Origin of the sequence: Streptomyces sp. LUP30, assembly GCF_001746365.1 — a bacterium.
Taxonomy (GTDB): Bacteria; Actinomycetota; Actinomycetes; order Streptomycetales; family Streptomycetaceae; genus Streptomyces.
Map to the genome: position 1 here is coordinate 22,885 of NZ_MJAJ01000028.1, position 19,860 is coordinate 42,744.

A 19,860-nucleotide genomic window follows, 5' to 3' on the forward strand; every position below is an offset into this window, starting at 1 on the left:
CCGTCTCCCTCTCGCCTGCGCCGCTGCTCTCCCACACCCCGGGCACCCTCCTCTCCCGCCGCCCGCCCGCCGCCCGCCGTGCCGGGACGGGCCGCGCCCGCCGAACGGCACCGGCCACCGCGGCGACAGCGCCGTGTCACCCGCGTCCTGCCGCCGGACGCCGTTCCTTCCCGCGTCCTGCCGCCGGCCGCCGTGTCACCCGGGTTCCGCCGCCGGACGCCGGCCCTTCCCGCGTCCTGCCGCCGGACGCCGTCTCACCCGCCTTCTTCCGGCGGAAGCCCTCTCAGCACCGGCCGGCCGGCGCCCCGGTGGCGAGCGGCCTGAGCCGGCGCAGCACTTCTTCCTCCCCGAGCGACTGGGCCACCTGGAACAGGTCCGGGCTGCGGCGGCTGCCCGTGAGGCACACCCGCACAACGTTGGCCACGTCCCGGATCGAGCCCCGGTAGGCGCCGGGATCGGCCCGGTGGGCGCGCACGTCCGGGGCGAAGCCGTGCCGCTCGGCCACCGCGCGCAGCACGGCGAACCAGTCCTGCGCGGGACCCGTGTGCCGGTAGGACGCCGTCAGGTCCGCGGCGAGGGCGGACACCGCCGGGCCGGGCAGGCCCCCGAACCGGCCGTCGTCGGGCCGGTCCACCATCTCGTGCAGCTCGGGGAAGCAGAAGCCGTAGGCGGCCGTGAACTCCTGCCAGCACGCGAGGTCCTTGCGGGGCGTGCCGTTGCCGCGCCGCGCCATCTCGAACGCGGCCAGCGCGAGATCCGGGTGCTTGCGCAGGACGGCGAGCAACTCGGGCGCGTACCCGGCCGCCCAGTCGCCGAGCTGCGCGAGGGCCTCCTCGGGCTCCAGCGAGGCGATGTACTCGCGGCTCAGGGAGCGCAGCTTGAGCAGGTCCACCATCGGGCCGGCGGCCCCCATCTCGGCCAGCCGCAGGGGCTCGGCGAGCGCCGGGCCGGTCGGCAGCCCGGCGACACGGCTGTTGGCCAGCCCGCGCAGATAGTGGCCGACCGCCGCCGCCGGATAGCCGGCCGCCTCGTAGAACCCGGCCGCCGACTCGGGGTCCTTGCGCTTGCTCAGCTTGCGCCGACTGGAGCCGTCCAGCTTCATCAACGGCGCGACGTGGGCGTACTCCGGCGTGCGGAAACCGAGCGCGCGGTGCAGCTGGTGGTGCAGCGGCAGCGATGAGATCCACTCCTCGCCGCGCACCACGAGGTTCACCCGCATCAGATGGTCGTCCACCACGTGGGCCAGGTGGTAGGTGGGCAGCCGGCGGCCCTCGGCGTCCGCGGACTTCAGCACCACCACGTCGTTGCCGTTGTCCAGCATCGTCAGCGCCCCGCGCACCAGGTCGCGGAAGCGCACCCGGCCCGGCAGGCCCGCGGGGCAGCGCAGCCGGACGGTGTACGGCTCGCCGGCCGCGATCCGCTGCCCGGCCTCCCGCACGGACAGCGAACGGCAGCGGGCCCACTTGCCGTAGTAGCCGAGCGGGGAGCGTGAGCGCCGCTGTTCCCCGGCGTTGTCCTCCAGGCGTTCGGGGGAGCAGAAGCACGGGTAGGCCCGCTGCTCGCGAATCAGCTCCCGCACGTACGACAGGTAGATGTCCGCGCGGTCGGACTGCCGGTAGGGGCCCCAGCGGCCCTCCTGTTCACCTTCGTCCGGTTCCAGACCGAAGTAGCGGAAGGTCCGGGCGAACTCCTGCGCGGCGCCCGCCACTTCACGGTCCTTGTCGGTGTCCTCGATCCGCACCAGGTACACGCCGCCGGAACGCCGGGCGAGATCGCGGGCCAGTGTCGCCACGTACAGGCCGCCCAGGTGCATCGAGCCGGTGGGACTGGGCGCGAACCGGGTCACCCGGGCGCCGGGCGGCAGCTCCCGCGGCGTGTAGCGCTCTTCCCAGTGAGCGGGCGCGAACAGGTCGGCGGGGAACCAGGAGTCGATGATGGCACGGTCCTGCATGGCTCATCCCTTCCGTCACGTCGATTCGGTACGGCGGCCGGCTGGGCCACTGCCCCGTCGGGACGCCGACGTTAGGCCGCCGCGGGCGGGCCGGAGCCGTCCGGCGGCGCGGGGGGTGTGGGAACCCGAACCCCCGGTCCGTCCGAACGCCCCTTCCCGCCGGTCCCCGGGTGAGGCTTGAGCCATGCGGACGCCGACGAGGGAGGAGACACCGTGCTGCGCGTGCTGCTGCTCGGGCTGGGAGCGCTGGCGGTGGGGACCGACGCCTATGTGACGGCGGGACTGCTGCCCGCGGTCGGCAGGGACCTGCACGAGCCGGCCTCCGTGACGGGCCAGCTGGTGACGGTCTTCATGCTCTGCTACGCGCTGCTCGCCCCGCTCGTGGGCGCGGCCCTCGCGCGATGGGGCATCCGGCAGGTCCTCGTCGCGGCGCTCTGCCTGTTCTGCCTCGCCAACGCCGCCTCCGCCCTGGCGCCCTCGCTGGCCGCGCTGATGGCGGCGCGCGGCCTGGCCGGGGTGGCCGCGGGCGTGTTCATGCCGGTGGCGGCGACCGCGGCCGCCGCGCTCGCCGGTCCCGAGCGGCGGGGCCGGGCGCTCGCGGTGGTGCTCGGCGGGCTGAGCTCGGGCACCGTGCTCGGGGTGCCGGGCGGGCTGTTTTTGGCCCAGCACGCGGGCTGGCGGGCCGCGTTGTGGCTGGTCACCGCGATCGGCGTGGTCTCGCTTGCGGGTGCGGCGCTGCTGCTGCCGGCGGTGTCCGGCGCCGCGATGCCCGGACTGCGCGAGCGCGGCGCCCAGCTGACGGACCGGCGGGTCGGGGTGGCGGTGCTGACGACGTTCCTGCAGACCGTGGCCAGCCTGGGCCTGTACACCTACCTGGTGCCGGTGCTCGACGCCTCCGGTGTCACCGCGCACCAGACGGCGCTGTGGCTGTGGGGTGCCGGAGGGGTCGCGGGAAGCTTCCTGGCCGGGCCGCTGCTGGACCGCACCGGCCGGTCCGGCGCCCAGGTGGCGGTGCTGCTCGCCGCACTGGCCCTGTGCCTGGCCCCGCTCGGGCTGCTGAGCGGCGCGGCCGTACTGGTGCTGCTGGTGCTGTGGGGCGCGGCCGGCTGGGCGTTCGTGGTGCCGCAGCAGCACCGCCTGCTGGGGCTGCGGCCCTCGGGCGGCGCGGCCGTTCTCGCGCTGAACAGCTCCGCCACCTATCTCGGCGGCTCGGCCGGCGCGGCGCTCGGCGGGGCCGTGCTGTCGGCCGGGATCGCGCCGGGCCGGCTGCCGCCGCTCGCCGCGGCCGTGGCCGCCGCGGCCTGCGGGCTGCACCTCCTCGGCCGCCGGTTCCTGCCCAGCGTGCCCCACCCAGCCCCGGACGGACGTCCGCGTCCGGGGTCCCAGCGAAACGGAGACTCCCATGAAGTTCGGCGCTAACCTGCCCAACTACGGTCCGGCCACCACTGCGGGGACCATGCTGGACTGGGCCCGGCGGCTGGAGGAGATGGGCTACCACCAGCTGATGGTGTCCGATCACGTGGCGCCCACGCCCGAGGTGGAGCACCTGTTCCCCGCCCCGTTCTACGACCCGTTCACCGTGCTCGCCTGGCTCGCGGGCGTCACGAGCCGCGTGCGCATCGGGACGACGGTGACCATCCTGCCGTACCGCCACCCTTTGCTGGTGGCCCGTCAGGTGGCGAACATCGACCAGCTCAGCGGGGGCCGGTTCGTGTTCGGGGCCGCCGCGGGCTGGGCGGCGGGCGAGTTCGCCGCCCTCGGGGTGCCGTACGCCCGCCGGGGGGCTCGCAGCGACGAGTACCTGCGGGTGATGAAGGCGTTCTGGACGCGGGACGTCGTCGCGTACGACGGGGAGTTCGTCAGGTTCGCTCCCGTGCACACCGGGCCCCGCCCGGTGCAGCCCTCGGGGCCGCCGGTGTGGATCGGCGGGCACAGCGCGGGCGCCCTGCGCAGGGCCGCCCGGTACGGCGACGCCTGGCACCCGACCTCCGTGACCGCCGACTGGCTGGTGCACGTCGGCCTGCCCGCGCTGCGCGACACCGCCAAGCGGCTGAACCTGCCGGTGCCCGCGCTCGCGCCGCGGATCAAGCTGCGGCTGACCGGCCGGCCGCTGCCCGCCGGGCGGGTGCTCGGGGAGGGCAGCCTGGAGCAGATCCACGACGACCTCGTCCTGCTCGACCGGCTGGGCGCCGACACGGTCGTCCTCGACCCCACCTTCCCCGGCCAGCGGCGGGACGCCGACCGCGACGCCGCCGACCTCGCCGCGTTCGAGCGGCTGGCGAAGGAGGTGATCGACCTGGAACACGGACGCCTGCGCTGACGTTGCGCCAGGCATGGGCATGGACAAGGGTGCTGCGACGGCCAAGCCGTACGGCAGCGAACTCGATCTGCGCAAGCTGCGGGTTCTGGTGGAGCTGGACCGGCGGGGCACGGTCAGCGCGGTGGCGGCCGCGCTGCATCTGACTCCGTCGGCCGTCTCCCAGCAACTCGCCGGTCTGGCGAAGGAGTTGGGGGTACCGCTGACCGAGCCCGTGGGGCGCCGGCTGCGGCTCACGGGCGCGGCGAAGGTGGTGCTGCGGCACGCCGAGGAGATCTTCGGGAGCATCGACCGGCTGCACCGCGCTCTGGCCGAGCACAGCGGGGGTGAACGCGGCGAGGTGTCGGTGTCGGGGTTCGGCACCACGCTCTCGCCGCTCATCCTGCCGGCCGCCGGCATCCTCAAGCGGCGCCTGCCCGAGCTGCGCACGACGCTGGCGGAGGTCGATCCGCCCGTCAGCTTCGAGCTGCTGGAGCTCGGCCGCACGGACGTGGTCATCGCCGTCGAGTCGCCGGCGGCGCCCGCCCTCGACTCCCGCTTCGACAAGCGGCCCCTGATGACGGAGGTGTTCGACGTGGCGCTGCCCGAGGAGCATCCGCTGGCACAGGCGCCCTCGCTGACCCTGGGGGAGCTGGCCGACGAGGCGTGGATCTTCGCCACGGTCGGCATGTGCCAGGAGATCCCTCTCGCGGCCTGCGCGGCCGCCGGCTTCACCCCGCAGGCCACCCATGTCATCGGCGACTGGGACGCCACCTTCGCCGCCGTCCGGCAGGGTCTGGGCATCTGTCTGGTGCCCCGGCTGGCCCGCCGGTCCTCCCAGCCCGGCGTCACGGTGCGGCGGTTCGACGACGCGCCCTGGCGGCGGGTGTTCGCCGCGGTGCGGCCCGGCAGTGGGGGAGTGCCCCAGATCGAGGCGGTCCTGGAGGCCCTGAGCGAGGCGGCGCAGGCGGCGGAATCAGAGCTGGAAGGGGCACCCGGGCAGTGATTTCATAGAGGGAAGGCCATATTCGACCGAAGGATCGAATGTTTCAGTCTGCCTTCACGTTCATCGGAAAGATTACTTGCTGGACCCCGGGCGGCGGCACGGGCGACGCTCTTGGTGCGGGTCGGCGGACGAGTTCCGCCCCCGCCTCCTCTGCCTCGTCGTCCCCTGTCGTCCGCTGAATGTGAGGGTCCGCCATGAAATCCGGCGCGCTGCTGCGACTGTCCGGCCTGAGCCTGCTGTGGGGTTCGGTCTTCCTCTGGATCAAGATCTCCGGGTACGGGTTCTCGCCCGTGGAGATGGTCTTCGTGCGGCTCGTCCTCGGGGCCGCCGTCCTGATGGCCATCGGCCTGTCCCGGGGGCAGCGCCCGCCCCGCGACCGCACACTCCTGGGACACATGGCCGTGGCCGCGCTGCTCGGCAACGCCATCCCCTGGCTGCTGTTCGCCCAGGGCGAGGTGAGCGGCTCCAGCAACGTCGCCGGCATCATCAGCGGCACCGGCCCGGTCTGGACGCTCGGCGCGGCCGTGCTGCTCGGCTCCGAGAAGCGGCTGGGCGCCGCCCGCATCCTGGGCATGGCCGTCGGTCTGCTCGGCGTGGTCCTGGTCGCCGCTCCCTGGAGCCCCGGCACCCACGCCTCCACCAGCAGCGTCATCTGCTTCGTCCTCGGCGCCGTCAGCTTCGGCAGCAGCTTCGCCTACGTCGGCCGCTTCCTCGCCGGCCGCGGCATCCCCGTCTTCATGCTGGCGGGCGGGCAGTTGACCATCGCCGCCGTGCTCACCCTGTTCGCCGTGCCCTTCATCGGCCTGGAGCCCGTCGAGTGGCGCACCGACTCCGTGATCGCGCTGATCATCCTCGGCGTGGTGTGCACCGGCTTCGCCGTCCTGCTCAACACGGTCATCATCACCAAGGACGGCCCCGCCGCCGCGGCCACCGTCATTTACCTGATGACTGTCGTGTCCGTCGTCCTGGGCGCCGTCTTCCTCGGCGAGTCCCTCGGCTGGAGCGTCCTGCTCGGCACCGCCGCCGTGCTCGTCGCGATCGCGCTGCTGCGCCGCAAGCCCGTGGACAAGCCCGCGCCGCAGGCCGCGGCCACCCCCGCCGCCGCCCCCGCACCGGCGAAGGGTCTGACCGCCGGCGCCCAGTGAGGCCCGCGGACCTCACCGCACGCACCACCCCTGGACGGGACCGCGCCGGAAGCCCGCCCGCCCCGGCCCCCCCGCCCGGCCCCCGCCTCACCTCCGTTTCGCCCCCTGCTTCGCCCCCCCCGTTTCACCCTCCCTCGTCCACCGCCGACCGGAACGGGACCGCCACCACCCGGACCGCCACCGGCGACCGCGCCGCGCCCACGCTGAGGTGACCCCATGCCGTACGTCGTCGAACGCACCTTCCACCCCGCCGAATCCCGCCTCCAGCAGGCCTGGCCCGACCACGTCGCGCACCTGCGCGCACTGTCCGGCCGCGGCATCCTCGTCGGCGGCGGCCTCGCCGGCACGGGAAACGGGGACATCCTGGTCATCGCCGTGTCCGACGAGGTCTCCCTGCACCGGATCCTGCGCGCCGACCCCCTCGTCCGGCAGGCACTGATCGCCCGGACCACGATCCGCTCCTGGAACGTCGAGTACGGCCACAGCGCGCTCACCGGACGCGAGCCCGAGGACCCCGCCGCCGCCCCCGACGTGGTCCTCACCCCGCACGAGTCGCGCATCGCCCGCATGGTGCTCTCCGGCATGACCAACCAGCGGATCGCCGAACGGCTGAACGTGTCCTGCCGGGCCGTGGAACAACACCTCACCCGCATGTACCGCAAACTGTCGATCAGCCGCCGCGCCCAGCTCGCCGCCGCCCTGGGCGCCACCGTCCCCCGCTTCGGAATTCCGCAGCAGGAACGCCTCACTGCGTGATTCCGTAGTGCCGCGCACCGCCCTCCCCACCTAGCGTTCCAGGCGTCGGGAAAAGCCCGCGACCGGACGTCCCGGCACGGAAGAAGCCGTCCCGGGAAAGTCCCGAAAAGCCTCGGAAAAACGCCTCGGAAAAGGGGAAAGATGTCCTTGCAATCTGCGGAACGCCTCGGGGTCGTCGTTCCTTCCGGCAACGCCGCCGCCGAACCGGAGATCGGCAGCCTCGTCCGGCCCGCGATGAACGTGCACACCTCCCGCTTCCCGGTCCTGCCCGGGCGGACCCTGCGCGAACGGCTGGACACCTACAACGAGGGCCTCGACGAGGTCGTCGCCGGATTCGGCGCTCTGCGACTCGGCGCGGTCGTCGTGGCGTGCAGCGGCTCGCACTACCTGCTCGGCCCCGACGGCGACCGGGCCCTGTGCGACAAGCTCGCGGACGCGGGCGGCCGGCCCGTCGCCTCCTCCACCCTCGCCACCCTGGACACCTGCGCCGACCTCGGCGTCCAGGACATCGTCCTCGTCTCGCCGTACGCGCCCTGGCTGACCGACCTGTCCCGCACCTTCTGGGAGCAGGCCGGCCTCACCGTCTCGCGCGTCGTCCCGATCCGGGCCGGCGACCGTTTCTCCCCCTACGACGTCTCCACCGACGACCTCGTCCGCCAGGTCGCCGAGGCCGGCCTCGGCGACGACGAGGCCCTGCTGCTCACCGGCACCGGGATGTTCACGTTCGACGCCCTGCGACAGATCGGCGAAGGCAACGACCGCGTCCTGCTCACCTCCAACATCTGCTCGGCCCGCTGGGCGCTGAAGCAGACGGGCCTGCCGGCCGACCCCGCGCAGGAGACGGGCCTGCTGCGCCGGCTCGCCGCCCGCACAGGCGGGACGGCATGAGCGTGCGCCGCCGCCCGGTGGTCGTCGTCGGCGCCGGACCGGTCGGGCTCACCACGGCCCTGGTCCTGGCCCGCGGCGGCGTGCCGGTCACCGTCCTGGAATCCTCCCGGGACCTGTCCACGGCCTCCCGCGCCTCCACCTTCCACCCCTCCACCCTGGACCTGCTCGACGAACTGGGCGTCGCGGCCCCCCTGCGCGCCGCGGGCCGGGAAGTGCACGAGATCCAGTGGCGCGACCTCGGGCAGCGGGTCCTGCACCGCATCGGCTACGACGCCCTGAACGGCCGCACCGCCCACCCCTACCGGGTGCACGCCGAACAGTCACGGCTCACCCCGCTGCTGCTGTCCGCGCTCGAGGAGCACCCGCACGCGGAAGTGTGCTTCACCAGCACCGTCTTCGACGTGCGGCCCCGCACGGACGCCGTACGGCTGTGGCTGCACGGGCCCACCGGACTGCGCACGCCGCTGGACGCCGACTACGTGGTGGCCGCCGACGGCAGCCGCAGCACCGTCCGCGCCGCCCTCCAACTGCCCTCCCGCGCCACCGAATACCCCTCGTACGCCCTGCGCGTGGTGACGCACACGGCCCTCGACGGGCTGCTGCCGGACCTCGCGCCCCTGGCCTACGTCCGGGACAGCCGGCAGTCCTTCAGCATCCTGGGCATGCCCGACCACTGGCGGCTCATCTTCCGCATGCCGGCCCACGTGCCGCGCCGTCAGGTCGTCGAGCGGGCGCAGGTGAACGCCCTGCTGCACCGGGCCCTGCCCTCCTGCGCCGGCGACGTCCAGATCGCCGACGCGCACACCTACCGGCTCGCCTCCTTCGTCCTGCCCGACTACCGGGCGGGCCGGGTGCTGTTCGCCGGGGACGCAGCCCACCTCACCTCCACCGCAGGCGGCATGAACATGAACTGCGGACTGCACGACGCCGTCGCCTGGGGACGGGCGCTGACCCGGCTGCACCACGGCGCGGCCGGCGAACGCATCCTCGCCTCGGTCGCCGCCGAACGGCGCGAGGCGGTGACGGACAAGGTGATCCCGCGCAGCGAGGCCCGCACGGCCGGCCTGGACGACCCGGCCCGTCTGCGCGGCGCCCTGGAGAGCGTCGGCCGCATCGCCGCCGACCCGCAGCGCACCACCGACTACCTGCTCAAGGCCTCGCTCCTGGACTGCGCCCCCCGGCCCCAGCTCACCCACTAAACCCACCGACCTGCCCCTCTTCCTCACCCCGCCCATCCCGTGTCTGCCCCTGCCCGTTTTCAGCCGAGAGGACGCAAGCGCCATGCGCATCTGGTTCCACAAACACACCGTGGAAGGACGGCTGCCACTGCTCGACCAGTGGTACCGCGAGCATCTGGACGCGATCGCCGCCCCCGGCACCGTCATCGACATCAAGACGCTGCCGGCCGACACCTACCCCGACAACACCCCCTTCGGCCTGGTCGGCCACCACGCCGCCCAGGTCCTGTTCAGCGAACACTTCGCGCACTCGGCCCTCCAGGCCGAACGCGCCGGCTACGACGCCTGGATCACGGCGGCGGGCCAGGACCCCGGCCTGCGCGACGCCCGCCACCTGGCCGCCGTCCCCACGCTGGGCTACGGCGAGACGGCGTTCTTCCTGTCGGCCCTCACCGGACACCGCTTCGGCCTGCTCGGCTTCATGCCGCCGCTGCAGGAGCCCATCCGGGCCAACGTCTCCCGGTACGGCCTGGAGCGGTCCATGGCCGCCTACGAGGTCGTGCCGGGCGGCTGGGACGGCGTCCACCGCGCCCTCGACGGCGACTGCGACCAGTTCCTCACCGCATACACCGAGGCCGCCGCCCGCGCCCGCAAGGCCGGCGCCGAGATCATCATCCCCGCCGAGGGCATCCCCAACGAGATCTTCTGGCACCTCGGCGTCCGCGACCTGCACGGCATGCCCGTGATCGACCCGGCCGGCCTCGCCGTGAAATTCGCCGAACTCACCGTGACCCTGCGCGACCTGCGCATCTTCTCCCGATCCGACGCCGGCTACTGGTTCCACCGCCCACCCGCCGAGATCTCCCAGCACCTCGAGAAGGTCTTCCTCGGCTCGATCCTCCAAGGAGCGTGATCCGCATGACCATCCAGTCGACCCTCGGCCCCGCCCCCGTCAGCACCCCCGCAGGCGCCCCGCTGCACCGCCCCCGCCGACTGCGCCGCACCCCCCACCTGCGCCGTCTCACCGCCGAGACGCAGGTCCACGCGAGCAACCTGATCCAGCCCCTGTTCCTGCGCGAGGGACTGACCGCCCCCCGCGAGATCCCCTCCATGCCGGGCGTCTTCCAGCACACCCGCGACACCCTGCGCAAGGCGGCCGTCGAGGCCGTCAGCGCCGGCGTGGGCGGAGTGATGCTGTTCGGCATCCCGCAGGACAAGGACGAGCGCGGCAGCGGCGCCGTCGACCCCGACGGCATCCTCCAGGTCGCACTGCGCGACGTGGTCGCCGAGGTCGGCGACGCCACCGTCGTCATCGGCGACATCAACCTCGACGAGTACACCACCCACGGCCACACCGGCGTCCTGGGCCCCGACGGAGACGTCGACAACGACGCCAGCGTCGAGCTGTACGGTCAGGCGGCCGTCGTGCAGGCCGACGCCGGCGCCCACATCGTCGCCCCCAGCGGCATGATGGACGGCCAGGTCGGACACATCCGGGCGGCCCTCGACGCGGCCGGCCACCACAACGTGGCCATCCTCGGCTACTCGGCCAAGTACGCCTCCCACTTCTACGGCCCCTTCCGCGACGCCGTCGAGTCCTCCCTCCAGGGCAACCGCCGCACCTACCAGCAAAACCCCGGCAACATCCGCGAGTCCCTGCGCGAGGTCGCCCTCGACCTGGCCGAAGGCGCCGACATGGTCATGGTCAAGCCCGCCCTGGCCTACCTCGACATCGTCCGGCTGATCGCCGACCACGTCGACGTGCCCGTCTCCGCCTACCAGGTCTCCGGCGAGTACTCGATGATCGAAGCCGCCGCCGCCCGGGGCTGGCTGGAGCGCGACGGCTCCATCGTGGAGAGCCTCACCTCCATCCACCGGGCCGGAGCCTCCCAGATCATCACGTACTGGGCCACCGAGTTCGCGCCCCGCCTGGGCTGACCCGCCCCCGCCACGCCCGGCCCCCCGGGCCGGGCGCCCGCCCCACATCATCCATCGAGGTGTAAGGAACGTGCAACGAACGACACCGGACGACAACCGGTTCCTCGCGGTGGGCATCAGCCACGCCACCGCCCCCCTTGACCTGCTCGAACAGCTCTACGAGAGCCCCAAGCCGCTCGACGACCTGGCCCAGCGCATCGCGGACGCCGACGGCCTGTCCGCCTCACTGATCCTGTCCACCTGCAACCGGCTCGAGGTCTACGCCGAGACCGCCTCCGACACCGACCCGGTGCCCGTCCTCGAGGCGCTCATCGCCGAGCACACCGGCGTCGACGCCCAGGAACTGACCCCCTACCAGTACGTGCGCCACGACGACGACGCCCTGCGCCACCTGTTCCAAGTCGCCTCCGGCCTCGACTCGGTCGTGCTCGGCGAGGACCAGATCCTCGGCCAGGTCAAGGAAGCCCTCGAGCGCGCCCAGCGCGTCGGCGCCACCAGCAAGACCCTCAACCAGACCGTCCAGGCCGCGCTGCGCACCGGCAAGCGGGCCCGCAACGAGACCGGCCTGAACGAGGCCGGCCGCTCCCTGGCCACCGCGGGCCTTGCGTTCTTCGAACGCCTGGTCGGATCGCTCGACGGGAAGACCGCCCTGGTCATCGGCGCCGGCTCGTTCGGCGGGGTCGTCCTCGCCGCGCTGCGCCGCTCCGGCCTGAGCCGGGTGCACATGGCCAACCGCACCCCGCAGAAGGCCCAGCGCCTCGCCGAGACCGCCGACGGCCACGGCTACCCCCTGCAGGACATACCCCGCCTGCTGACCGAGGTCGACGTGGTCGTCAGCTGCACGGCCGCCACCGAACCCCTCCTGCACGCCCACCAGGTCGCCGACGCCATGGGCCCGCGCGGCGGACGCGACCTCTACCTGCTCGACCTCTCCCTGCCGCGCAACATCGAACCCGAAGCCGGCCAGGTCCCCGGAGCCACCCTCGTCGACCTCCAGCGCATCGCCGAGGAAGGCGGCGACGACGAACTGTCCGTGGCCAGCGTCGAGAGCGCACACAAAATCGTCGACACCGAGGTCGAGGCCCTGAAGGCCGCCCGCCGCGCCGCCCGGGCCACCCCCGCCCTCTCCGCCCTGCGCGCCACCGCCGCCGAGGCCACCGAAGCCGAACTCACCCGGCTCGGCAAGCGGCTGGAAGCCATGGACGGCGAAACCCTCCAGGAGGTCTCCCGCACCGTCCGGCGCATCGTCGACAAGGTGCTCCACCAGCCCACCGTCCGCGCCCGCGAACTGGCCGGACGCTCCGACGGCGACGTCTACGTCGACGCCCTGCACCTCCTGTTCGCCCCCCACCCCACACCCGCACCCGCCGCCCCCGCGTCCGCCCAGGAGGTCATGGCATGAGCGCGATCTCAGCCCTGTGGAACGCCGACTCGATCGCCGTCATCGGCGCCACGGAACGCCCCGGGGCGCTGGGCCGCAAGCCGATGGACTTCCTGCTGCGCCACAGCTACAAGGGCCGCATCCTGCCGATCAACCCGAAGGGCGGGAGCATCCTCGGCGTCCCCGCGTACGCCTCGCTCAAGCAGGCGCCCGGCCCCATAGACCTGGCGCTGATCATGGTAGGCGCGGACCGCGTCGCCGACGCCGTCGACGACTGCGTCGAAGCCGACATACCCCTCGCCATCATCGCCTCCTCCGGCTTCGCGGAAACCGGAGCCGACGGAGCCGCCCTCCAGGACGACATCGTCACCCGGGCCCGCGCAGGCGGACTGCGCCTGATCGGACCGAACTGCATCGGCGCCGTCAGCTTCAACAACCGTGTCCTGGCCACCTTCAGCCCCCTGTTCGGCGCCGAGAGCGTCCCCTTCGAACCCGGCACCCTCGGATTCGTCAGCCAGAGCGGCGCCCTGGGCTTCGGCGCGGCGAGCCTCGCCCTCCAGCGCGGACTGCGCCCCGGCTGGGTGGTGAGCACCGGCAACGACGCCGACGTCACCGCACTGGAGGTACTGCGCGAACTGGCCCAGGAACCCGAGTGCCAGGGACTGCTCGGCTACCTGGAAGACGTGCCCGACCTGGACACCCTGCGCGCCCTGAGCGCCTCCGGCAAACCGGTGGCACTGCTGAAGTCCGGGCGCACCGAAGCCGGCGGCCGCGCCGCCGCCTCCCACACCGGCGCCCTCACCACCGACGACCGCGTGCTCGACGCGGCGCTGCGCCGGCTGGGCATCGCCCGGGTCGACGACATCGACGAACTCCTCGACGCCGCCGCCGCGTTCGAGGTCCCCCTGCGCCCGAAGGGCCCGCGCGTCGCCGTGGTCACCACCTCCGGCGGATCGGGCATCCTCGCCGCCGACGCCATCGAGGACTCCGGCCTCGAGCTCAGCCGGCTGTCACCGCAGAGCATCGCGGCGCTCACCGAGATCGTGCCGCCGTTCGGCGCGGTGGAGAACCCCGTCGACATCACCGCCACCGTGCTCAGCGACCCCACCCTGTTCGACCGGTCGCTGGACGTGCTGCTCGCGGACGACTCGGTCGACATCATCATCGCCTGCTTCTGCGTCATGGCCGGACCCGACGTGCAGAAGGCGGTCACCGCCCTGTCCAAGGCGGCCCGCAAGGGCGGCAAGCCGATCCTGGTGGCCCGCACCGGCGCCGACTTCCTCGCGCCGGACGCCCCCGCCATGCTCCGCGACGCCCGACTGCCGGACTACCCGACGCCGGCCCGCGCGCTGAAGGCCGCCGCCGCACTGTGGCAGGTCAGCCGGCCCCGCCCGGACACCCACCGCGAGGCGCTCACGCCGCCGCTCCCCGCGCCCGCGCCACAGGCCACCGAGCCGCAGCTGAAACAGCTGCTCGCCGCCGCCGGGATCACCGTGCCGAAGGGGCGCGGCGCCCGCGACGCCGACGACGCGGCCACGCTGGTGCGGGAGCTGGGCGGCCGCGCGGTACTGAAGGCCGTCGTACCCGGACTGCTGCACAAGTCGGAGGCGGGCGGCGTCCGGGTGGGCGTCACCGAACAGCAGGCGCCGGCCGCCTTCGCCGACCTGGCCGCGCTCGGCGGCGAGGTACTCGTCGAGGAACTGGCCCCGGACGGGGTCGAGGCGCTGGTCGGCGTCAGCACCAGCCCGCTGGGAACCGTCCTGACCGTCGGGCTCGGCGGCATCTTCACCGAAGTCCTCGACGACGTCGCACACCGCGTGCTGCCGCTCGCCGACGGCGAGGCCGAGCGCATGATCTCCGAACTGCGCGGCGCCGCCCTGCTGCGCGGGGCCCGCGGCACGGCGGAGCTCGACACCGCGGCACTGGCCGACCTGCTGTACCGGCTGTCCGACGCGATCCGCGACTGGCCCGGCGAGTTCGAACTGGACCTCAACCCGGTGCGAGTGCTGCCGCACGGCGCGATCGTCCTGGACGCCGCGTTCAGCACCGGCACCACCCCGGCCCACTGACGGACGACCTCCCGGCCGCCCCTGCCGGGCGGGACCCCTGGCCCTCCCCCCGCCACCGGCCCCGCCCGGCCCCCCACCCCCGCCCCGCTCACCCCGCTTCTCTTCTTCCAACTGCGAAAGGCACCGACCGATGTCCTCAACCCCTGCACCCGCCGCCCTCGACGGCTCTGCCGGCACCGCCTCGGCCTCGCTGTTCGAACGAGCCGCGACGGTCATCCCCGGCGGCGTCAACTCCCCCGTGCGGGCATTCGGTTCCGTCGGCGGCACCCCCGTCTTCATGGCCTCCGCGCAGGGCCCGTACCTCTACGACGTCGAAGGCCGCGAATACGTCGACCTGATCTGCTCCTGGGGCCCGATGATCCTCGGCCACCGGCACCCGGCAGTCCTCGACGCGGTCGCCGCCGCACTCGCCGCGGGCACCTCGTTCGGCACCGCGACCGAGGGAGAGATCGCCCTCGCCGAGGAGATCGTCGACCGCGTCACCCCCGTGGAGAAGGTCCGGCTGGTCACCTCCGGCACCGAGGCCACCATGTCCGCGATCCGCCTGGCCCGCGGCTTCACCGGCCGATCCAAGATCGTCAAATTCGCGGGGTGCTACCACGGCCACGTCGACGCACTGCTGGCCGCCGCCGGATCCGGCCTGGCCACCTTCGCCCTGCCCGACACCCCGGGCGTCACCGGCGCCCAGGCCGCCGACACCCTCGTCCTGCCGTACAACGACCTGGCCGCGGTCGAGCGAGTCTTCGCCGAGCACGGTCCGCAGATCGCCTGCGTGATCACCGAGGCCGCGCCGGGCAACATGGGCGCCGTCCCCCCGCTGCCCGGCTTCAACGCCGGCCTGAAGGACCTGTGCCGACGCCACGGCGCCCTGTTCATCTCCGACGAGGTCATGACCGGCTTCCGCGCCGGCCGCGCCGGCTGGTACGACCGGGACGGCGTGGCGGCGGACCTGTTCACCTACGGCAAGGTGATGGGCGGCGGCTTCCCCGCCGCGGCCTTCGGCGGCCGGGCCGACGTCATGGCCCACCTCGCCCCGGCCGGCCCCGTCTACCAGGCGGGCACGCTCGCGGGCAACCCGGTGGCCACCGCCGCCGGCCTGGCGACCCTGCGCCACTGCACCGAGGCGGTCTACGAGCGCCTGGACGCCGTGTCCGCCACGATCGGAACCGAACTGTCCGCGGCGCTCTCCGCCGAGGGCGTCGACCACGTGCTGCAGTACTCCGGGACGATGTTCTCGGTGTTCTTCTCGCAGCGGCCGGTCCGCGACTACGACGAGGTCAGGGCGAGCGAGGCCTTCCGCTACCGGGCCTTCTTCCACGCGATGCTGCGCCAGGGCGTCTACCTGCCGCCGTCGCCGTTCGAAGCGTGGTTCGTGTCGGCCTCGCACGACGACCGGGCCGTGGACCGCATCGTGTCGGCCCTTCCGCAGGCCGCCAGGGCCGCCGCGGCCGCCGTACCCCCGGCGGCGTGAGCCGCCCCGCACACGCGGACGCCGCCGGAGCCGGACCCTGTCCGGCTCCGGCGGCACACACCGAGAGCGTCCCGTCGAACGCGTCCGACACCCTCGAACGCGCCACAAGGGAACCGGCCTTCAGCCGGCCAGCTCGATCCCCACGCGGATGTTGCCCCGCACGGCCCGCGAGTACGGGCAGCGGGCATGAGCCCGGTCCACCAACTCCCGCGCCGTCTGCGCGGCCACTCCCGGCATCCGCACCGTCAGATCGGCGCTGATCCCATAACCGGAGACGTTCCGCTCGAGGTGCACCCGGGCCGTGACGGCCGGCTCCTCGTCGAGCGGCACCCGCGCCTCACGTGCGGACAGCCGCAGCGCACTGTGGAAGCAGGCCGCGTACCCGGCGGCGAACAGCTGCTCCGGATTGGTCCGCTCCCCGGAGCCGCCCACCTCCTTGGGCGCGTCCAGCCCCAGTTCCAGCACGCCGTCCGAGGAGCTGACCCGGCCCTTGCGGCCGTCTCCCGACGAAGTGACCTCAGCCGTGTAGAGAACCGTCACGATTCCTGCCCTTTCTCATCCGGGAAAGCAAGAAGAAAAACACTCGCAAGATAGGGAGGAAATCAGAGGAGAAACAATACGGAATCCCGAAGCGCAAATCGTCAACTGATCCGTGAATACTGATCCTAGAAGTCACTGGAAAGGAGATGAGCCTCGTGGGGCCACTCAATGGTGTACGTGTGGTCGAGCTGGCGAGCGGCGCACCCTGCGCCTTCGCCGCCACGCTCCTCGCAGACCTGGGCGCCGACGTCGTCCGTATCGACCGCCCGGGCGCCGGCACATTCGGGCCCGCCGACCCCCTCGGCCGCTCCCGCCGCTCGGTCACGGCCGACCTGAAGAACCCGGACGACATACGCCGGGTGCGCGCCCTGGTGGACCGCGCCGACGTGCTCCTCGAAGGCCTGCGCCCGGGGGCATGCGAGCGTCTGGGCCTGGGCCCGGAGACCTTCGACGACTCCAACCCCCGGCTCGTCTACGCCAGGGTGTCCGGCTGGGGCCAGAGCGGACCCTGGGCACAGCGCTCCGGTCACGACATCAGCTTCCTCGCCCTGGCCGGAGTGCTCGACACCGACGCGGACGCCGCCGGCAACCCGTCGCCCCCCTCGACCTACCTGTCCACCTTCGCGGGCGGCGGCCTGCTCCAGGTCCTCGGTGTCCTGGCGGCGCTGCACGAGCGCTCGCGCAGCGGGCGCGGCCAGGTGGTCGACGCGGCCATGGCCGACGGAGCGGCCCTGCTGGAGGTGATGGTCCGCCAGTGGCGGGAGAACCCGGGCAACGTCACGGTGACCGACGCGCCGTTCTACACCACATACGCATGCCAGGACGGCGGGCACGTGGCGGTCGGCGCGATCGAGCAGCGGTTCTACGACGCCCTGTGCGCACAGCTCGACCTGGACGCGGCCGCCCTGCCCGACCGCGACGACCAGGCGAACTGGCCGGCCCTGCGCGACCGGTTCGCCGAAGCGTTCCGGACCCGCCCCCGGGACCACTGGGCCAAGGTGTTCGCCGACCGGGACGCCTGTGTGGTGCCCGTCCTCACCCCCGAGGAAGCCGCGGAGCACCCTGCCTTGCGCGAGCGCGCGACGTTCACCGAGGTCGCCGGCCGCCCCCAGCCGTCCCCCGCCCCCCACTTCTCCCGCACGCCGCCCCCCGCCCCCCGCCCGGCACCCACCCCGGGCGCCGACACCGACGCCGTACCGAAGGACTGGAACACACCGGCCTGACCCCGCCCGCAAACCAGACCCCACCGGCCCGCCCGCGACCGGCCGCCGACGACGGCACGACCGGCACCGACACCCTCGTGGAACACGGGCCGGTCATGCCGTTCACCGGAGAGGAGCGGGACGGAGTCGTGATACCGGCCGTCCAGGAGCCCCTGGCGTTCTTGTCGCGACGCGACTTGGGAGCAGGCCCGCAGGTGGGCGCTTGCCCTGGCCGGAACACCCCCGCGTCGGCGGGGAGGATTCGGGCGGGTCGATGCGCCGGTAGACCTCCCACGGAACACCCCCGCATCGGCAGGAAGGACGAGATCGACAAACGCAGCGCTGACTCCCCCTACGAGACACCCCCGCGTCGGCGGGGAGGACTCTTCCCGACCTACGCCTCCTGGGCGAACCTCATCGAAGCCCACTTCGGACCGCTGAGGCAGTTCACCATCGCCAACTCCACCCCCCCAACCACACCGTGCAGACCCGGGCCCTGCACGCCTACCTCCGCTGGCGCAACGCCAACGCCCGCCACCGGGACGTCCTCGCCGCGGAACGGAAAGAGCGCGCCCGCATTCGCAGTGAGAAGGGCATCCGCTGGGGCGGACACCCTCTCAAGACTGCAGCCTGACCAACCCGGCGAACCAATGCGGTCAGAGCACTAGAGGGCTGCGTTGCCGGATCGTGACCGGTGGTCGGGGCTCGTGGCCGTCAGCTTGGTCGGGGTCGGCGGGTGGGCTGGCGCCATGGAACACACGCACGCCTGCACGCCCAGGACTACCGGCCGCCCCGTCTCGGCGGGCTCGGTGTGCCGCCGTGGCCGCTGCGCTCGGCAGGCGTCGGGGGCAGGGCGGTGAGCCGCTTCGGGGCGGGGATCCGCCGGGGTGTCATGGCGGTCGATCAGTTCACTCAGATCGCCAACGCGCTGTTTCGTGACTGCGGGCTGTCGTTCAAGGCGAAGGGCATCTTCGGGTACGTCTCGACGCACAGGAATGGCTGGCAGGTGACGGTCACCGACCTCGTCCGCCTGGGTCCGGACGGACGCGAAGCGGTACGCACCGGCCTGCGGGAGCTCGAGGCGCACGGCTACCTGATCCGTGAACGCCTGCGCCGTCCGGACGGCACCCTCGGCGAGATCGTCTACTGCATCACCGACCGACCGGCCACCTTGGACATCGCGCTGATCGAAGCCGACGTGATGGTCACGGCCCCCGAGGCCGAGCATGCCGGCCGCCATCACGCCCCGGCGGGGATCCGCCGGGGCGTGATGGCGGTCGATCAGTTCACCCAGATCGCCAACCAGCTCTTCCGTGACCCCCGGTTGTCCTTCAAGGCCAAGGGCCTGTTCGGACTGCTCTGCACGCACCGGGACGGCTGGCGGATGAGCGTCTGCGACATCGCCCGCCGTGGCCGCGACGGTGACTCAGCCGTCAAGAGCGGGCTGACGGAGCTGGAAAGCCGCGGCTTCCTGGTGCGGGAACGCCAGCGAGGCCCAGACGGCACCCTCGGTGCGGCGGCGTATTTCCTCACCGACCTGCCCGCTCTGCAAAGCAGCAGGTCACACCCAGAGTCGGGTTTTCCACCAGTGTGCGACTTCTCATTTCGGCGTCACCAGTGGTTCTCGTCTGGATGTCATGCATCTCTGCTGTTCAGAGTGCCAACTTGGTGACATCGAGTGAGAAGTCTTGGTGACCTCGTGTGAGAATCCCCAGCGCACTGAAATGAGAAGGCCATAGGAGTGGCTATCTGACCTGCACCTTTATGTCTGAAGCCTGATCCCCAAGGACCGCCGCTGGAGCGAAGGAACCTGAGCGCTGTGACCGGGCATTACAGGTTGCTGTGTCCGTCCGCTGGCAGATCAGCTATCACCGTCCCGCTGAGGGCCGGGACGAGCTTACGGGCCGGGGCCGAGTGGGAGTACGCAAGCACGGTGCTCCGACGGATCGTCCGTAGTGACAGACCCCCACCTGCGTGGGGAAGACGCGACCTTGGCGATGTCCCATCGCGTGGCAACGACTTCCACGTGCATGGGTAAG

At 72.8% G+C, this 19,860-nt stretch carries 15 protein-coding genes and 2 pseudogenes; 15 read left to right on the forward strand and 2 right to left on the reverse strand.

Going from position 1 to position 19,860, the window contains the following annotated elements:
* Positions 1–283: 283 nt before the first annotated feature.
* The gene (locus BG482_RS22820) at positions 284–1,951 is read right to left on the reverse strand and encodes a glutamate--tRNA ligase (RefSeq protein WP_069770953.1); all 1,668 of its coding nucleotides are present in this window, start codon (positions 1,949–1,951) and stop codon (positions 284–286) included.
* 177 nt (positions 1,952–2,128) lie between these two features.
* Between BG482_RS22820 and BG482_RS22825 the strand changes: the two genes are divergently transcribed.
* The 12 genes from BG482_RS22825 (at position 2,129) to hemL (ending at position 16,079) form a co-directional block, all read left to right on the forward strand.
* Positions 2,129–3,370, forward strand: coding sequence for an MFS transporter (locus BG482_RS22825; protein WP_256096453.1), 1,242 nt, complete (start codon positions 2,129–2,131; stop codon positions 3,368–3,370).
* Positions 3,354–4,271, forward strand: a complete 918-nt coding sequence (locus tag BG482_RS22830) for a TIGR03619 family F420-dependent LLM class oxidoreductase (RefSeq protein ID WP_069770955.1) — start codon at positions 3,354–3,356, stop codon at positions 4,269–4,271. The genes BG482_RS22825 and BG482_RS22830 overlap by 17 nt, the downstream gene beginning before the upstream one ends.
* A gap of 19 nt (positions 4,272–4,290) precedes the next feature.
* Positions 4,291–5,253, forward strand: coding sequence for a LysR family transcriptional regulator (locus tag BG482_RS22835; RefSeq protein WP_069771015.1), 963 nt, complete (start codon positions 4,291–4,293; stop codon positions 5,251–5,253).
* Positions 5,254–5,447: 194 nt separating this feature from the next.
* Complete coding sequence (locus BG482_RS22840) at positions 5,448–6,398, forward strand: DMT family transporter (RefSeq protein ID WP_069770956.1); 951 nt, start codon at positions 5,448–5,450, stop codon at positions 6,396–6,398.
* A 216-nt stretch (positions 6,399–6,614) separates the two neighbouring features.
* Complete coding sequence (locus tag BG482_RS22845; protein ID WP_107450692.1) at positions 6,615–7,154, forward strand: LuxR C-terminal-related transcriptional regulator; 540 nt, start codon at positions 6,615–6,617, stop codon at positions 7,152–7,154.
* A gap of 141 nt (positions 7,155–7,295) precedes the next feature.
* Positions 7,296–8,042, forward strand: a complete 747-nt coding sequence (locus tag BG482_RS22850) for an arylmalonate decarboxylase (protein ID WP_069770957.1) — start codon at positions 7,296–7,298, stop codon at positions 8,040–8,042.
* Positions 8,039–9,241 (forward strand): NAD(P)/FAD-dependent oxidoreductase, encoded by a 1,203-nt coding sequence (locus BG482_RS22855; protein WP_069770958.1) that lies wholly within the window; start codon positions 8,039–8,041, stop codon positions 9,239–9,241. The genes BG482_RS22850 and BG482_RS22855 overlap by 4 nt, the downstream gene beginning before the upstream one ends.
* 82 nt (positions 9,242–9,323) lie before the next feature.
* Positions 9,324–10,133: an aspartate/glutamate racemase family protein gene (locus tag BG482_RS22860; RefSeq protein ID WP_069770959.1), complete on the forward strand. Its 810-nt coding sequence runs from the start codon at positions 9,324–9,326 to the stop codon at positions 10,131–10,133.
* Between the two features lie 5 nt (positions 10,134–10,138).
* Positions 10,139–11,158: a porphobilinogen synthase gene (hemB, locus tag BG482_RS22865; RefSeq protein ID WP_069770960.1), complete on the forward strand. Its 1,020-nt coding sequence runs from the start codon at positions 10,139–10,141 to the stop codon at positions 11,156–11,158.
* A gap of 70 nt (positions 11,159–11,228) precedes the next feature.
* Complete coding sequence (hemA, locus tag BG482_RS22870) at positions 11,229–12,560, forward strand: glutamyl-tRNA reductase (RefSeq protein WP_079142041.1); 1,332 nt, start codon at positions 11,229–11,231, stop codon at positions 12,558–12,560.
* The gene (locus BG482_RS22875) at positions 12,557–14,608 is read left to right on the forward strand and encodes an acetate--CoA ligase family protein (RefSeq protein WP_069770961.1); all 2,052 of its coding nucleotides are present in this window, start codon (positions 12,557–12,559) and stop codon (positions 14,606–14,608) included. The genes hemA and BG482_RS22875 overlap by 4 nt, the downstream gene beginning before the upstream one ends.
* Before the next feature lie 130 nt (positions 14,609–14,738).
* The gene (gene hemL / locus BG482_RS22880) at positions 14,739–16,079 is read left to right on the forward strand and encodes a glutamate-1-semialdehyde 2,1-aminomutase (RefSeq protein WP_069770962.1); all 1,341 of its coding nucleotides are present in this window, start codon (positions 14,739–14,741) and stop codon (positions 16,077–16,079) included.
* A gap of 120 nt (positions 16,080–16,199) precedes the next feature.
* Here hemL and BG482_RS22885 read toward each other — a convergent pair whose 3' ends face one another.
* Positions 16,200–16,619 carry an organic hydroperoxide resistance protein gene (locus tag BG482_RS22885; protein WP_069770963.1) on the reverse strand — a complete coding sequence of 140 codons (420 nt, stop codon included), beginning with the start codon at positions 16,617–16,619 and terminating at the stop codon, positions 16,200–16,202.
* A gap of 146 nt (positions 16,620–16,765) precedes the next feature.
* Between BG482_RS22885 and BG482_RS22890 the strand changes: the two genes are divergently transcribed.
* The 3 genes and pseudogenes from BG482_RS22890 to BG482_RS22900 form a co-directional block, all read left to right on the forward strand.
* The gene (locus BG482_RS22890; protein WP_069770964.1) at positions 16,766–17,842 is read left to right on the forward strand and encodes a CaiB/BaiF CoA-transferase family protein; all 1,077 of its coding nucleotides are present in this window, start codon (positions 16,766–16,768) and stop codon (positions 17,840–17,842) included.
* A 368-nt stretch (positions 17,843–18,210) separates the two neighbouring features.
* Positions 18,211–18,455: pseudogene (locus tag BG482_RS41305) on the forward strand (IS630 family transposase); the annotation flags it as partial.
* A gap of 222 nt (positions 18,456–18,677) precedes the next feature.
* A pseudogene (locus tag BG482_RS22900) lies at positions 18,678–19,412 on the forward strand (hypothetical protein); the annotation flags it as partial.
* Positions 19,413–19,860 lie beyond the last annotated feature (448 nt).

Excerpts from the sequence above, each read along its gene's own strand:
- BG482_RS22820 (WP_069770953.1), bottom strand. The coding sequence starts at position 1,951 with ATGCAGGACCGTGCCATCATCGACTCCTGGTTCCCCGCCGACCTGTTC.
- BG482_RS22830 (WP_069770955.1), top strand. The coding sequence starts at position 3,354 with ATGAAGTTCGGCGCTAACCTGCCCAACTACGGTCCGGCCACCACTGCG.
- BG482_RS22835 (WP_069771015.1), top strand. The coding sequence starts at position 4,291 with ATGGACAAGGGTGCTGCGACGGCCAAGCCGTACGGCAGCGAACTCGAT.
- BG482_RS22840 (WP_069770956.1), top strand. The coding sequence starts at position 5,448 with ATGAAATCCGGCGCGCTGCTGCGACTGTCCGGCCTGAGCCTGCTGTGG.
- BG482_RS22845 (WP_107450692.1), top strand. The coding sequence starts at position 6,615 with ATGCCGTACGTCGTCGAACGCACCTTCCACCCCGCCGAATCCCGCCTC.
- BG482_RS22850 (WP_069770957.1), top strand. The coding sequence starts at position 7,296 with ATGTCCTTGCAATCTGCGGAACGCCTCGGGGTCGTCGTTCCTTCCGGC.
- BG482_RS22855 (WP_069770958.1), top strand. The coding sequence starts at position 8,039 with ATGAGCGTGCGCCGCCGCCCGGTGGTCGTCGTCGGCGCCGGACCGGTC.
- BG482_RS22860 (WP_069770959.1), top strand. The coding sequence starts at position 9,324 with ATGCGCATCTGGTTCCACAAACACACCGTGGAAGGACGGCTGCCACTG.
- hemB (WP_069770960.1), top strand. The coding sequence starts at position 10,139 with ATGACCATCCAGTCGACCCTCGGCCCCGCCCCCGTCAGCACCCCCGCA.
- BG482_RS22875 (WP_069770961.1), top strand. The coding sequence starts at position 12,557 with ATGAGCGCGATCTCAGCCCTGTGGAACGCCGACTCGATCGCCGTCATC.
- hemL (WP_069770962.1), top strand. The coding sequence starts at position 14,739 with ATGTCCTCAACCCCTGCACCCGCCGCCCTCGACGGCTCTGCCGGCACC.
- BG482_RS22890 (WP_069770964.1), top strand. The coding sequence starts at position 16,766 with ATGAGCCTCGTGGGGCCACTCAATGGTGTACGTGTGGTCGAGCTGGCG.